The 14,724-nt window shown below is 64.7% G+C and carries 11 protein-coding genes; 2 read left to right on the top strand and 9 right to left on the bottom strand.

Annotation, left to right across the window (positions count from 1 at the left end):
• Positions 1-223 precede the first annotated feature (223 nt).
• Positions 224-1,828 carry a metallophosphoesterase family protein gene (locus Q0L57_RS26050; RefSeq protein ID WP_296745946.1) on the top strand — a complete coding sequence of 535 codons (1,605 nt, stop codon included), beginning with the start codon at positions 224-226 and terminating at the stop codon, positions 1,826-1,828.
• Positions 1,829-1,915: 87 nt separating this feature from the next.
• On the opposite strand, the gene Q0L57_RS26045 is transcribed toward Q0L57_RS26050, so the two are convergent.
• Positions 1,916-3,034, bottom strand: a complete 1,119-nt coding sequence (locus Q0L57_RS26045) for an NAD(P)/FAD-dependent oxidoreductase (RefSeq protein ID WP_296745945.1) — start codon at positions 3,032-3,034, stop codon at positions 1,916-1,918.
• Between the two features lie 250 nt (positions 3,035-3,284).
• Between Q0L57_RS26045 and Q0L57_RS26040 the strand changes: the two genes are divergently transcribed.
• Positions 3,285-4,661, top strand: a complete 1,377-nt coding sequence (locus tag Q0L57_RS26040; protein ID WP_296745944.1) for an aspartate aminotransferase family protein — start codon at positions 3,285-3,287, stop codon at positions 4,659-4,661.
• 33 nt (positions 4,662-4,694) lie between these two features.
• On the opposite strand, the gene Q0L57_RS26035 is transcribed toward Q0L57_RS26040, so the two are convergent.
• The 8 genes from Q0L57_RS26035 to Q0L57_RS26000 all read right to left on the bottom strand — a co-directional run.
• Entirely contained in the window at positions 4,695-5,669 is a 975-nt protein-coding gene (locus tag Q0L57_RS26035; protein ID WP_296745943.1) for a branched-chain amino acid ABC transporter permease, read from the bottom strand.
• A complete protein-coding gene (locus Q0L57_RS26030) occupies positions 5,666-6,544 on the bottom strand; it encodes a branched-chain amino acid ABC transporter permease (protein WP_296745942.1) in 879 nt (292 codons plus the stop codon). The genes Q0L57_RS26035 and Q0L57_RS26030 overlap by 4 nt, the downstream gene beginning before the upstream one ends.
• A 3-nt stretch (positions 6,545-6,547) precedes the next feature.
• A complete protein-coding gene (locus tag Q0L57_RS26025; protein ID WP_296745941.1) occupies positions 6,548-7,258 on the bottom strand; it encodes an ABC transporter ATP-binding protein in 711 nt (236 codons plus the stop codon).
• Complete coding sequence (locus tag Q0L57_RS26020; protein WP_296745940.1) at positions 7,251-8,048, bottom strand: ABC transporter ATP-binding protein; 798 nt, start codon at positions 8,046-8,048, stop codon at positions 7,251-7,253. Before Q0L57_RS26020 ends, Q0L57_RS26025 begins: the two co-directional genes overlap by 8 nt.
• Positions 8,049-8,052: 4 nt before the next feature.
• Positions 8,053-9,402, bottom strand: a complete 1,350-nt coding sequence (locus Q0L57_RS26015; RefSeq protein WP_296745939.1) for an ABC transporter substrate-binding protein — start codon at positions 9,400-9,402, stop codon at positions 8,053-8,055.
• A 14-nt stretch (positions 9,403-9,416) separates the two neighbouring features.
• A complete protein-coding gene (locus Q0L57_RS26010; protein ID WP_296745938.1) occupies positions 9,417-10,517 on the bottom strand; it encodes a class II histone deacetylase in 1,101 nt (366 codons plus the stop codon).
• 106 nt (positions 10,518-10,623) lie between these two features.
• The gene (locus tag Q0L57_RS26005) at positions 10,624-13,365 is read right to left on the bottom strand and encodes a LuxR C-terminal-related transcriptional regulator (RefSeq protein WP_296745937.1); all 2,742 of its coding nucleotides are present in this window, start codon (positions 13,363-13,365) and stop codon (positions 10,624-10,626) included.
• 106 nt (positions 13,366-13,471) lie between these two features.
• Positions 13,472-14,724: glutamine synthetase family protein (locus Q0L57_RS26000; RefSeq protein WP_296745936.1), on the bottom strand; the 1,253-nt coding region annotated here is incomplete at its 5' end.

Below are 14,724 nucleotides of genomic sequence, written 5' to 3'. Positions count from 1 at the left end.
CCTGTCCCCGCAACCAAACTCAAAACGGCCCGCATCAGCGGGCCGTTGCCGTTTGAAGCAGAGCCGTGCGCCCAAGCGAGGGAAGGCGGGTTCGCTCCCGGTCCTTGGGTGCTTCCCCGAAACGCTGACGCCGCCTTCCAGCAGACCGGTGCTCGACGTCAGATTGTCATTGAGTGCCCCTAGGCTTCCTTCTCGATAACACCTGAAGGAGGCTGCGGTCATAATGGCTAGCACTGACAAAGATCTCGAACTTAGCCGTCGCAAGCTGCTGGCCGCGGCCGGTATAGGCGGTGCAGCCCTGGTCATCGCCTCTTTCGCCGGCGAAGCGGCGGCCGAGGGTTCAAAAGTCTCGGCCTTGTCGCCTCCCACGCCTGGCTCGACGAATGCGCCCGCCATTGCCGGGTTGCATCTTCAATTTGGGTCGGATGCGTCGACCCAGATGGTGGTGTCGTGGCACAACTTGCAGCCCGTCGAGAATCCGCGCGTTTTGCTCGGGCAGCTCGATGGCGCGCTTGAGCAGATCGTGACGGCCGATCAGGTCAGCTATACCGACGGGAAGTCAGGCAAGATCGTCTATGCCTATCATGCGAAGATCCACGGGCTGAAGGCAGCCACCTCCTACCTCTACGCCGCTTTGCACGATGGCGCGGAGCCGGATTTCGGCACTTTCCAGACATCGCCGCACGGGCGCGCCGCAATCACCTTCACCAGTTTCGGGGATCAGGGGACCCCCACGCTCGGCAAGGAGGACCACACGCACCAACCGACGACGGACAACCCAAAACGGATTTTCGTGAACGATAATCTCGGTTCGCCGGCCGCCGGCGACACGACGATGGGCGTGGAGCGGCTTCGGCCCTTGTTCCATCTCTTCAACGGCGATCTTTGCTACGCCAATCTTGCCGAAGACCGGGTTCGGACCTGGTGGGATTTCTGGTCCAACAACAGCCGCAGCGCGCGCAACCGGCCATGGATGCCTTCGCCCGGTAACCATGAGAACGAACTGGGCAATGGGCCGATCGGCTACCAGGCCTATCAGACCTACTTTTCCGTGCCGCCGGCGGCTGGCCAGACCGATGTGACGCGCGGTCTTTGGTATTCTTTCACCGCAGGGTCGGTACGTGTGATCAGCATTGCCAACGACGATATCGTTTACCAGGATGGCGGCGATTCCTACGTCCGCGGCTATTCCGGCGGCGCCCAGAAAACGTGGCTTGAAAAAGAGCTGGAAGAGGCCCGTTCGGACCGCGGCATCGACTGGATCGTCGTCTGCATGCACCAGGTCGCCATTTCGACGGCAGACAAGTTCAATGGTGCAGACCTCGGGATCCGGCAGGAATGGCTGCCGCTGTTCGACAAGTACAATGTCGACCTCGTTGTCTGCGGCCATGAGCATCACTACGAGCGATCGCACCCAATCCGCGGACAGCAGTCGAACACCACGCTTACGCCCATTCCTTCAGCCACCGCGACAGACACGATCGACACGACCAAAGGCACGGTCCACATGGTCATCGGCGGCGGCGGAACCTCCGTTCCCTCCAATGAGCTGTTCTTCGACCCGCCGGCCTGCAGGGTGATCACGGCCGTTGGCGAGCGCGACGCCTCGACGGGCAAGAGGAAGCCCGTCTATGTGAAGGAGGACGCTCCCTGGTCGGCGGTCCGCAATGCGGCTCACTCCTACGGTTTCGCGGCGTTCGCGCTCGACCCGGGATCGCATCCGGGCGATTTCACGACCATCAAGATCACCTACTACGATGTCGTCGGACCGGATGGGCAGATTGCGCCCTTCGAGAGCTTTACGCTGCGCCGCCCACGACGGGACTGATCCATGCAACTGGTAGGCGGAGGCGAAGGATACCGTTTCCGCCATGATCAAGCGGCCGCGCGATCGGCACAGAGCGTTGGCCGGCCATCAATCGGCCGCCGTGAGAATCTTCGCGACGTGCTCGGCGATTGCCAAGCTGGATGTCAGGCCAGGACTCTCGATGCCGAACAAATTGACCAGTCCCCCGATACCGTGCGCCTTCGCATCCTGGATGACGAAATCGCGGTTGGCCTCGCCCGGACCGGAGAGCTTCGGCCGGATGCCGCTGTAGGCGGGCTGCAGGCTACCGTCGGCGAGATCCGGCCAGTATTTGCGGATCGCGCCGTAGAAGGCTTCACCGCGAGCCGGGTCGACGCGATAGTCGAGAACCTCCGTCCACTCGACGTCGGGCCCGAAGCGAGCGACGCCGTTGAGGTCGAGCGTCAGGTGGACACCAAGGCCCCCGGGTCCCGGGACGGGATAGATCAGCCGCGAGAATGGCGCGCGCCGTGCTGCCGAAAAGTAATTGCCTTTGGCGTAGTGCTGGTTCGGCAAGAGTTGTCGGTCGAATCCCTCGAGCGAACCGGCGAGTGCTACTGCTTCAAGCCCGGCGGCATTGATGAGACGCGGCGTCGCGATCTGGAAAACCCCGCCATTCGTGGTGTCGGTCGTCTCCAGCACGATGTGGCCGGCCTCGATGCGGCCCGATGCGATCCGCGTGTTGAGCGAAAGCACTGCGCCCCGTTCCTCGGCTTCCCCAAGCAACGCCAACATCAGGGCGTGGCTGTCGATGATTCCGGTGGACGGCGAAAGCAAGGCCGCCGTGCAATGCAGCGCCGGCTCCAGCGCTTGCGCCTCGGCGGCGCTCAATAAGCGCAAATCGTCCACACCGCAGGCGCCGGCATTGTCCCGAATAGACTCAAGCACCGGCTCCTGGGTCACTTGCGTGGCCACGATCAGCTTGCCGCAGCGTCGGTGAGGGATCGAATGCTCGGCGCAATAGCGATAAAGCATGCTGCGGCCCTCGACGCAGAGCCGCGCCTTCAGCGATCCCGGCGGATAGTAGATACCGGCATGGATGACCTCGGAGTTGCGGGAACTGGTCCCTGTGCCGATGGCATCGGCTGCTTCAAGGATAAGGGTGTCCAGGCCCAGCTTCGCCATGCCCCGGGCTATTGCCAGACCGACGACGCCGGCGCCGGCGATTATGCAATCGACCTTTTCCATATCCAGTCCATCTAGCCCACGGTTTGTCCTTTATCCATCCGGGCCTTCGTCGCACAGCGGCAATGGCGAAACCTGCGGCATTTGAATGGTCCCTCGGCGAACCTTGGAAGCCCATGGCGCTATCGATCGTGACAGCGCGGCTCTTGTTGCGGGGGCGCGGGATGATGCATCACGGTGCACCACGAATTGCCGCCTTCTCGGTAGGAGAACCGGCTCTATTTCGCTCGGATACAAGCAGACAGGAGCCATCATGGATACCAGACCGAATTCCCCTGAAGCCCGCGATATCCGCTATCACATGCATGGCTACACCAATGCCCGCAAGCATCAGGAAACCGGCCCGCTGGTGATCGAAAAGGGCGATGGCATCTATGTCGAGGACATCGCCGGCAACCGCTACATCGAGGCGATGGCCGGCCTGTGGAGCGTCGCTGTCGGCTTCTCGGAAAAGCGCCTGGTCGAGGCAGCCACGCGACAGATGTCGAAGCTGCCCTTCTATCACGATTTCGGCTCGAAGGCGCATTCGCCGCTGATCGACCTCTCCGAGAAACTGGTGAAGATCGCGCCCGTGCCGATGAGCAAGGCGTATTTCACCAATTCGGGCTCCGAGGCCAACGACACGGCTATCAAGATGATCTGGTACCGGTCGAATGCGCTCGGCCAGCTGGCGCGCAAGAAGATCATCAGCCGCAAGCGCGGCTACCATGGCGTCACTATCGCTTCCGCAAGCCTGACCGGCCTGCCGAACAATCATCTCTCCTTCGACCTGCCGATCGCCAACGTGCTGCACACGTCGACGCCGCATCATTGGCGCGACGCGGCACCCGGCGAGAGCGAGGAGCAGTTTTCCAGCCGTTTGGCCGACGATCTCGAGAAGCTGATCCTCGCGGAGGGGCCGGAGACAATTGCCGCCTTCATCGGCGAGCCGATCATGGGCGCCGGCGGCGTCGTGGTTCCACCCGCCGGCTATTGGGAAAAGATCCAGGCGGTGCTGTTGAAATACGACATCCTGCTGGTGGCCGACGAGGTCATCTGCGGCTTCGGCCGGACCGGTGAGATGTTCGGCTCGCAGACCTTCGGCATCAAGCCCGACATCATGGTGCTGTCGAAACAGATCTCATCCTCCTACCTGCCGATCTCGGCGCTGCTCATCAACGACAAGGTGTTCGAGCCGATCGCGGATGAAAGCGACCGTATCGGCACTTTCGGACACGGCTTCACGGGCGGCGGCCATCCGGTTGCCGCGGCCGTCGCGCTGGAGAATGTGAAGCTGATCGAGGAACGCGACTTGGTCGGCAATGCACGCAGGGTCGGCGCGCATTTGCAGGCGCGGCTGCGCAAACTCGCCTCGCATCCGCTGGTGGGCGAAGTGCGCGGCGTCGGCCTCATCGCGGCCGTCGAATTGGTCGCCGACAAGGCGAGCAAGGCGCCATGGGGCAAGCCCGCCGCGCTCGGCTCCTTGGTCAACGGCTTCCTGCAACAGAACGGCGTCATCTCGCGCAACATGGGCGACGCCATTGCCTTTTGCCCGCCGCTGATCATTACCGAGGCCCAGGTCGACGCCCTGGTCGATGCGTTCGAGCGATCGCTCGACTTGGCTCTGCCGCAGGTCCATCCGCAGGGTTAGTGACGCAAGCTCCAACAAGCTCACGACTTTGGTCTATTGCGACCGGGCTGGCTTGCGCTGCAGCCAGCCGTTCAGGCCGTTCGGCCAGGCGATGACGAACACGGCGAGCAACAGGCCGAGGCCGATATTGCGGTAGTCGGAGAGTTCCCGCATGCCCTCGTCGGCAAGCATCAGCACGGCGGCGCCGAGCAACGGTCCCCAGATCGAGCCGAGGCCGCCGATGACGATCATGGCGATCAGGAACAGCAGCGTCGAGAACGAGAAGACCGTCGGGCCGACGACGCGGAAATGCACGGCGTAGAAGCCTCCGGCAATGCCGGTGAAGAAGGCCGAGACGGCGAAAATCCAGAGCTGGTACTTGAAGCGGCTGATGCCGCGCGACATGGCGTAGCCCGGATTGTCACGCAGCGCCCGGAAGGCAAGGCCGAGCGGCCCCCGAATGACGACGATGGAAATCGCGACCGCCACCGTCAGCAGCGCGAGCCCGACATAGTAGTGGGCGATGTACCATTTCGACGGGAATAGCGCGCGCAGGCCGATATCGCCGAACTGGCCGATGCCGCGCACGCCGCCGAACAAAGGCATGCAGCCGCCGGTGGTGGTGAAGCAGTCGGTGTCGTTGACGATCAGCACATACATGACCTGCGCGATCGCCAGCGTCAGCAGCGCCACATAGGGGCCGCGCAGCCGCAGACAGGCGAGCCCGATCAGCATGCCGACGGCGACTGTGACCACGCCGGCCATCGGGATGGCGGCGAGCATCGGCACCTTCCAGTAGAAGCCCAGCATCGCGGTGGCGTAGGCTCCGGTGGCGAACAGCGCCATCTGCGCCAGCGAGAAGATGCCGCCGATGCCGAGCACCAGATTCCACTGCACCACGACGATCGCCCAGATGAAGAACAACGTCGACTGGGTGATGATGTAGCGCCCGGGCATGACGATCGGCAACGCGATCGCGAAAGCCAGGCAGACGAAGCCGATCAGTATGTCGCGACGGATGGATGTCATAGGCGCACCACCTGCTGTTTGCCGAACAGGCCGTAAGGCCGCCAGATGAGCACAAGGATGACGAGAAGCAGCAAGGTGGCGAAGCTCCAGCGCACGCCAAGGACATATTGGGTGGCGGCTTCGAGCAGGCCGAGCGCGATCGCCGCGATCACGGCGCCGTAGACATTGCCGAGCCCGGCCACCACGCAGACGATGAAGGCTTTCAGCATCGGGTCGGCGCCCATCACTGGCGTCAGCGTGGCGATCGAGCTGATCATCACGCCGGAGACGGCGGCGAGCGCGCCGGACAGCGCCAGCACTTGCGCATAGACGCGGCCGACTCTGACGCCCATCAACTGTGCCGCCTCGCGGTTCATCGAGGTGGCGCGGATGGCGCGGCCGGTGCTGGTGCGCTGCAGGAGGATCGCAACCGCCACCATCAGCACGACGGCGACGCCGAGGATGAAGACGTTCTGCAGGGGGATGTGCACATTGCCGATGACGACCTGGCCGTCGACGGCGAGCGGCTGCGGGATCGGATAGGGTCCAAAGCCCTTAAGCATCAGGTTCTCGATGACGCTGCCGATGCCGATCGTGGCGATGAAGATGTTGGTCTCGAAATTCTCGGCCCGCAGCAGCGGCAGCGCCGCGCTGAAATAGATCAGTAGCCCGACCAGCGCACAGACGAAGGCGGCGGCGAGAAGCGCGAGCGCCGGATGCAGGCCGGCATGGACGATCGCCGCGTAGCAGATATAGCCGCCCAGCGTCAGGATGGCGCCATGCGCCATGTTGAGCATGTTGAGCGACCCGTAGACGAGCGAGAGGCCGATGGTGGCAACCGCATACATGGCGCCAAGCGTCAAGCCGGAAGCGATGATCTGGATCAGGACGTCCATCGCTCACACTCCGAGATAGGTTTCGACGATTTCAGGCCGCGCCATAAGTTCGGCGCCGAGGCCCGACCATGCGATGCGGCCGTTGTCGAGCAGGTGGATCATGTCGGCATGCTCCGCGATGCGTTCGGCATTCTCCTCGACCAGCAGGATGGTGCGCCCCTCGCGCCGGAGGTTGAAGATCACCTCGTAGATCTGCTCGATGACGATTGGAGCGAGCCCCAGCGAAGGCTCGTCCAGCATCAGTACTTCGCCGCCCGCCATCAGGCCGCGGCCGATGCCGCACATGCGGCGCTCGCCACCTGAAAGCGTACCGGCGGTCTGGTTGCGGCGCTCCTTCAGCTTGGGCAGCAGCGTGAAGACAAATTCGAGGCGCTCGGCAAGCCCGCTTTTGTTGGCATAAGCGCCCATCAGCAGGTTCTCGTGGATGGTCATTGCCGGGAACAGCAGATCGCCTTGCGGGACATGGATGACGCCGCGCTCGACGATCTCGTCGGGGCGCAAACGGTCGATGCGGGCGCCGCCGAGGCGGATTTCGCCTGACGTCACCGGAACAAGTCCGGAAATTGCCTTGAGAAGGGTGCTCTTGCCGTGGCCGTTGGGGCCGACGATGGCGGTAAGCTCACCCCTCCTTGCCGACAGGCCAATGGCGTCGAGCACGGTGCGGCCGGCGTAGCCGGCGCTGGCATTGACGATCTCGAGTGCCGCCTCAGCCATGGGCGGCCTCCATGAAGGAGCGCAGCCGCTCAGAGGCGCCCTGACCGAGATAGACGTCGACGACGGTGCGGTCGTCGAGAAGCTTTGTCGGCAAACCTTCGAAGATCTTCTCGCCGTGATGCATGATCATGATGCGGTCGGAGAGACGCACCAGGAAACGCATCACATGCTCGATGAGGATGATGGTGACGCCCGCCGCCTTGATGGCGCGCACGGCATCCATGACGCGGTCGACCTCGCGGGCGGTGAGGCCACCGACAGGTTCGTCCATCAGCAGCAGTTTCGGCTTCGTCGCCATGGCGCTCGCCATCATCAGCAGCTTGCGGTCAAGCACCGGCAGCTTGCCGGTGACTTTGTTGGCACGGTCGGCAATGCCAAGCATTTCCAGCGCCTCATCGGCGGCCTCACGTGCGGCGCGGCCGGCGCGCAGCGTCGGCACGGCCCGGTTGCTCTGGCCGAAATAAGCGCCGACCAACACGTTCTCGCGCGCTGTCATGCTGTCGAAGCCGGCGTTGAGCTGGAAGGTGCGGGCGACACCGGCATGGCAGATCTGCTCCGGCGCAAGCCCGGTGATGGCCTGGCCGTCGAGCAGGATGGCGCCGGTGGTGGCCGGGTTCAATCCCGAGATCACCTCGAACAGCGTCGTCTTGCCGGCGCCGTTCGGTCCGCCGATGCCGAGGATTTCTCCGGCCCCGACATCGAAGGACAGATCGCGGACCGCCGCGAGAGCGCCGAAGGACTTGCCGACATGCCTGCACGACAGCAATGGCGTCGCGGCGTCTCCCGTCATCCGGCTATGCCTTGATCCACGGCGGCATCATGAACTTGGTCGTGCCGTAAGGCGCCGGCGCGATCAGGCCGGGGCCCTTGGTGTAGTCCTGGATCTGCAGGAACTGATGCGGCATGCCGAGCGATGAATCGTTGACCTGGGTCGGATAGGTGTAGGCGGCGTTCTCCAGCGGCATGAAACGGGTCGTGCCGGTGACGCCGCGCCATATCATCGCGCTCATGCGGGCCGCAACCTTGCGGTTCTGGTCGTTGTTGCCGGGCTCGCCCGTGCCGCCGGCAAGTGCCGCGGCCGTTGCCCAGACATAGGCGCCGTCATAGGGCTGGGCGCCTGAATTGTGGCCGGCGTTCGGGCCGAACTTCGCCTTGTAGCGCTTCTCGAAGGCGGTGCCGATCTCGTCCTGCAGCGCGCCGACGACGGTGGCGTAGATGATGCCGTTGGCCGCCTGCTTGGCGATGTCGCGGAAGGCCGGGATCGATGGGCCGTATTGCATGTAGACCAGGCTCGGCGTCGGGTTCGAGGCGAACTGCAGCGCGAACTGTCCGAGGTCGGCGGGCAGGAAGTGGGTGATGCAGATCACCGCCGGCGGGTCCTGGCGGATCTTGGCCAGCGTCGGTCCCCATTCGGAGGCGGGCACGCTGACGGTCTCGAACAGGCTGATGTCCCAGCCATAGCTCTTGGCCTGTTCCTTGACGGCGTTGGCGATGTTGGAGGCATAGACGCCGGCCGACAGGATGACCGCCATCTTGTTGTTCTTGCGTTTCCATTCGCCGCTTTCCTCAAGCCCCTGCAGGAACTTCAGGAAGCCCGGGCCATACCAGTATTCGGCGGGGTCGCCCTGGAAGGAGCCCCAGTAGCGATCGGGATTGGACTTCACCAGATTGTTGTGGCCGATCGTGGTGTCATAGTGGACGTAGACGATGCCGTTGTCGGCGGCGACTTCCTGGATCGCGGCGCCGGAGCCGATGTTGTAGCCGTTGAGGATCGCATGCACGGCGTGCCTGTCGACCAGGCGCTGGGCGGCCTGCACGTTGGTAGCGTCGCCCATCTGCGCGGTGTCTTCGAAGTACGGCTCCAGCGGACGACCGAGGATGCCGCCGAGCGCATTGATTTCCTCGCAGGCGAGCGTGAGGCCGTTCTTGAACTCGATGCCGTCCGGCGCGGCGAAATCGGTGGTCGGCCCGCATTGGCCGACAGGGATCGGGTCGCCCGCGGCGCGCGCCTCGTTGTTCATTGAAAGCAGCATGGCCGGCATGCCGGTCAGCGTCGCGGCGGTGGCAAGCCCGCCCTTGATCAGGAAGTTGCGGCGCGAGCCGGCAATAACGTTTGGTGTCGGTATCCTGGTATTGCGCTTCATCTCAATTCCCCTTGTTAGTTTATGTTTTTAACCAGTTCGGCCGCCTGGTCGATTATCGCCGTCTGATGCGGCTGCGCCGACATTCCACCCCATTGTCCCATCAGTTGGTCCCACGGGTCCTCGACCCCCGTGCGGTGACCGCAAAGCTCTTCGATCACGGCGAGACCGCAGTAAGGCACGTACATTTCCGAGTAGCCGCCCTCATGCGTCATCACTAGGCGACCGCCGCAGAGCTCGCGCGCCGCGTCGAGCAGCATGCGCGCCAGCCTGCGATAGCCGCTGGAATTCATCAGCATGCGGCCCATCGGATCGACGCCGGACGCGTCGAAGCCGGACGGCACCACGATCAGCTCGGGCTTGAAGCGCATCAGCGCCGGGATCACCACGCGCTCGAAAGCCGCCGCATAGGCGCCGGGTCCTGACCCGGGCGGCAGCGGAACGTTGATGTTGAAGCCCTTGCCCTTGCCTTCGCCGTTCTCGGCGATCGCACCGGAATTGGCCGGGAACAGATTGTCCTGATGCAGCGAAATCGAAAGCACGCTCGGATCGTCATAGAAGATCGACTGCGTGCCGTTGCCGTGATGCACGTCCCAGTCGACCGTCGCGATCCGGGTCAGGCCGTGCAGCTTCTGCGCGTGGCGGATGGCGATCGCGGCGTTTGAGAACAGGCAGAAGCCCATGCCGACATCGGCGGTGGCGTGGTGGCCCGGCGGGCGGATCAGCGCATAGGCATTGTCGACCTGGCCGGTAATGACGGCTTCCATGGCCTTGATGGCGCCGCCCGCGGCCAGGAGCGCGATCTCGTAGCTGCCGGCGCCCAGCGGTGTCAGCGAGCTGGCGTCGCCATAGCCGCGGTCGCTGATCTCCCTGATCCTGGCGATGTGTGCCGGCGTGTGAACCCGCGACAGTTCCTCGACCGTTGCGCGGCGAGGCTTGATGGTGACCAGGTGGTCGAGGATGCCGCTTACTTCCAAGAGGTTGCGCAGGCGCCGCTTAGTCTCGGGATTTTCGGCATGGGTGCCGGGCTGAACCGTAAGGCTCGGCGGAAAGACCTGGTTCCAGTTCCAGGTGTTGTGCCAAAGATAAAGTTCGTGGAAAACGAAACCAGTCGCCATGCGGCTCCACCCAGACTATTTCGTCCGGATGATTGCGCGCTACATTAGGGCTGTCCCGACACCTTCGGGTAACGGGTGGGGTTTTTCAGCCCACCCTTTCGGGTGGCTATCCGGCCAGTTGGCGCTCGGAGGCGCCGTCGAGGCCGATTTCCTTCAGCTTGAGCACTGCTTCCGTTCGGCTGGAGACACCGAGCTTGCCGAAGATGTTCTTCAGGTGCCATTTCACGGTGTCGGGGGCCATGGACAGCGTCTCGGCCAATTGACGGTTGGTGTAGGCGCGCAGGAGCAGGGCGGCGACATCGGTTTCCTTGCTGCTCAGCATCTGCTTCTTCGGCGTCACGGAGACTGCCACCGGGCGCGCGCGTTCGGGAGCGATCCTGTTCAGCTCGCGTAGAAGCGTGTCGACAAAGGTGGCGGTGCTGGAGTTGCGAGACCATGCCGGGATCCGCGCGCGGGCGAAGTCGAGCACCTCGCGCATGGGGAGGCCCTCGTCGATCAGCGAACGCATGGCGTTTTGCGGCAACGCCAGGGTGATGACGTCGACCGCCGCCGCCAGCGCCAGCAATGTCTCGCCCGCGGCATGCGCCGCTATGGCGACAAGCGCGCGGACCTGCATGAAACCACGCAGGCGCCCGTCGTGACGCATCCGTTCGGCGATGCGGTCGAGGACGGCGATGGCCTTCGCCGGGTGGCCCTCGGCGATCAGCACGCGCGCGGCGCCGATATGAGCATATTCGTCGAGCGGATGGATGGGCGAGGGCCGGCTTTCGGCTGACGGCTCGATGCCGCGCGAACGCAGCGCCAGGCGGGCAGCGCGGACATCGCCGCGCGACAGAAGCAGCCGCACCCGCTCGTTCAGCGCCGCGGCGGTGAGCCGCCGATAGCGCTTTTCGATGCCCAGCCGTTCGGCACGCTCGAGGAAGACGATGGCCTCGTCGTGCCGGCCATGGGCAACCGCGAGGCGGGCGAGGTGCAGCTTGCAGGCCATTTCATGCACGACGAGACCGCATTCGTCGATGATCTGGCGATGCTGGTGTAGGATGCGCTCGGCACCCTGCAGGTCGTTCCATTCATAGGCGAGCTCGACGTGGAAGATCGCCGTCATCGCTTCGGTATAGGAGCCTGAACCCAGGCGTTCGCGGGCCAGCCGGCAGGCGCGATCGAGCAATTGATGCGCCTCGGCGAGGTTGCCGGCGGAAATCTCGACCAGCCCGAGCAGCAGGTCGCAATAGACGATGCCGAAGACGGAATTGGCAGCGGCGTGATGGTCGCGCGCGGCAAGGCTGCGCAGCCGCGCGGCATCCAGTTCGCCCAGCGAATAATGGCTGAAGGCGCATATATTCGAGAGTGTGCCGCGCGCGAATGGCTCGTCCTCGGGAAAATCGGCCAGCCAGCGCGAGGCGATGCGGGTCGCGGTGCGGGAGCGGTCGGTGGCGCTGATGACGCCCGCCGTCAGCGTCTGCAATTCGGCCTTCAGCGAACGCGTCGTCGCGCGGTCGATCTCGCCGCGCCGGGATAGATCGCCGACCAGCGTCTTGGCCTGTTTCAGGATGCGGACCGCCTGGCGCGGTCGGCTCATGTGGAACTGCGCCCAGACCCGCGCCAGGAGAAGGCGAGGGCGGCCCGCAATCAGATCCGGGGGAAGCTGGTTCAGCCATTCGGTGAGCCTCGGAATGTGGCCCAGCATGGTGAGCGGCATGGCGCATTCCTCGACCAGCCGCGCGGCATGGTCTGCATCGCCGCTGGCAAGGGCGTGGTCGACGGCGTCCGAGACATAGCCCCTGGCCGCAAGCCAGGCTGCGGCGGCGCGATGCAGGTCCCTGCGTGCTTCCGGCTTCCAGGCATCCAGCCTGTTGCGCAAGAATTCGGAGAACAGGTGATGATAGCGAAACCACTGGCCGGAGGAATCCAGCGCGATCAGGAACAGGTTCGATTGCTCGATGGTCGCAAGGGCCGCGGCGCAGTCCTGTCCGGGACAGACCGCCTCGACAAGGCCCAGGCAGAAGCGGTCGAGGATCGAGGTCCTGAGCAGGAAGTCCTGGATCTCCGGCGCCTGCCGGGCGAGCACATCATGGGTCAGGAACATGGCCACGTCGCGCTGGCTGCCCGAGAATTCGGCAATGAAGGCCTCTCTCGATCCTTCATGCGCCAGCGCCAGTGCCGCCAGTTGCAGGCCAGCCGGCCAGCCTTCGGTCTTGTGGTGAAGCGCCACCACCGCCGAAACGGCGAGGTCGAGGCCGCAGACATTGGCGAGGTAATCCTCGGTCTCCTCGAGCGAGAAGCGCAGGTCGCTGTCGCCGAGGCTGACGACATGCCCCTTCATCTTCATGTTGGCGAGTTCGAGCGGCAGCTCGCCGCGCGTCGCCAACACGACGCGCAAGGCCGGCGGGGCGTAGGCGACCAGCATGTTGATGCAGGCGGCAATCTCGCTGGAGACGATGAGATGGGCGTCGTCGAGAACGAGGTAGATTGGCGCGGCGCGGCGCGACAGCTGGTTGATGATGCCGGTGAGGATGGAATCGACCGGCGTCACCGGGCTGGAGTCGATCAGCGATTCCGCATTGCCGGCAATGTCGGGGTCGACGCGATGGAAGGCGGCGGCGAGGTATTTCAGGAAGCGGGCAAGGTCGTTGTCCAGCCGGTCGATCGACAGCCAGGCGACCTGAGCGCTGCCGTGCGAGATACCGGCCGCCCACTGCGAGAGCAGCGTCGATTTGCCGAAGCCGGCAGGCGAGGTGACTACAGCCAGTTTGCCCGCCGTCGCGGCGTCCAGGATGCGCAGCAGCCGCGGCCGCTGGACCAGGGCTTCGCGTAGATGGGGCGGCTGGAGCTTCGTCTCAATCAGCATAAGGTGTCTCGGCTGCCGGCCGTAAGGCCACGCGCCAGTAAACGCGCCCCGCGCCGCAGAGGCAATGCTCGGCCGTCGGTTTTGAAGTTCGGCCTATGCGGCGCGGTCAGACGCTTTCGAGGTAGGTCTCGATTTCGAAGTCGCTGACGTTGAGGGCGAAGGTGTTCAACTCCTGGCGCTTGCAGGCGATGAAGGCGTCGCGCAGCACATTGGGGAAGATCTCCGCCACGCGCTTCCCGGTTTCGAAAGCGGCAATGGCCGAGGCCCAGTCCGGCGGCAGCTTGGCCAGCGGCAGCCCCTGTCCCTCGCCGCCGGTCGGCTCGCCGGGCGACAGCTGGCGTTCAATGCCCATGAGGGCAGCGCCGAGGATCGCCGCCAGCACCAGATAGGGATTGGCATCGGCGCCCGACACGCGGTGCTCGATGCGGCGCGCCGCCGACGGCCCACCGGGGATGCGGATCGCCACCATGCGGTTCTCGTAACCCCAGGCGACGGCGGTCGGCGCGTAGGAGCGCGGGCGAAGGCGGCGGTAGGAGTTGAAATGCGGCGCGAAGACCAGCGTGCTTTCGGCCATGGCGGCAAGCAGGCCGCCGACGGCGTGGCGCATGGTGTCGGAACCCTGGTCGCTGCCGTCGTCGAAGACGTTGCGGCCCTCCTTGTCGAGCACGCTGAAATGGACATGGAAGCCGTTGCCGGCGCGCTCGCCATAGGGCTTGGCCATGAAGCAGGCGGCGAAGCCGTGCTTGCGTGCGACGCCCTTCACCGTGCGCTTGAAGAGCACGGCGTCGTCGGCGGCGCGCAAGGCGTCCGGAACATGGTTCAGGTTGATCTCGAACTGGCCGACGCCATTCTCGGCGATCGCGGTGTCCACCGGAATGCCCTGCATGCGGCAGGCTTCGTAGATGTCGTGGATGAAGGCTTCGAAATCGTCGATCTCGTCGATCGAAAGGGCGGCGTCGGAATCAAGGCGGCGGCCGGTGACCGGCGATACGGGGCCGACCGGCCGGTGCGACGTCGGGTCGACGAGGTAGAATTCGAGCTCGGTGGCGGTGACCGGCGTCAGGCCGAGCGCGGCGTAGCGGTCGAGGATGCGCGCAAGCGCACGCCGCGGGTCGCCGAGATAGGGCGCGCCGGTGTCATCGGCCAGCCAGACCGGCAGCAGCGCCGTTGGATGCGCCGTCCAGTCGACGGGCAGGATGCCGCGACCCGTCCATTGGCACAGCCCGTCGGCGTCGCCGGTCGAGAAGACCTGGGCGTTGCCTTCGATGTCCTCGCCCCAGACGTCGAGCCCGATCGCCGAATACGGCATGCGCAGCTTGCCTTCGAGCGCCTTGCGCGCCTGCTCGACCGGAATGCGCT

Origin of the sequence: Mesorhizobium sp. (assembly GCF_024509055.1) — a bacterium.
Classification (GTDB): Bacteria; Pseudomonadota; Alphaproteobacteria; order Rhizobiales; family Rhizobiaceae; genus Mesorhizobium.
The sequence above is the reverse complement of the archived record's forward strand: the minus strand, read 5'-3'. Positions and strand labels throughout refer to the sequence as shown.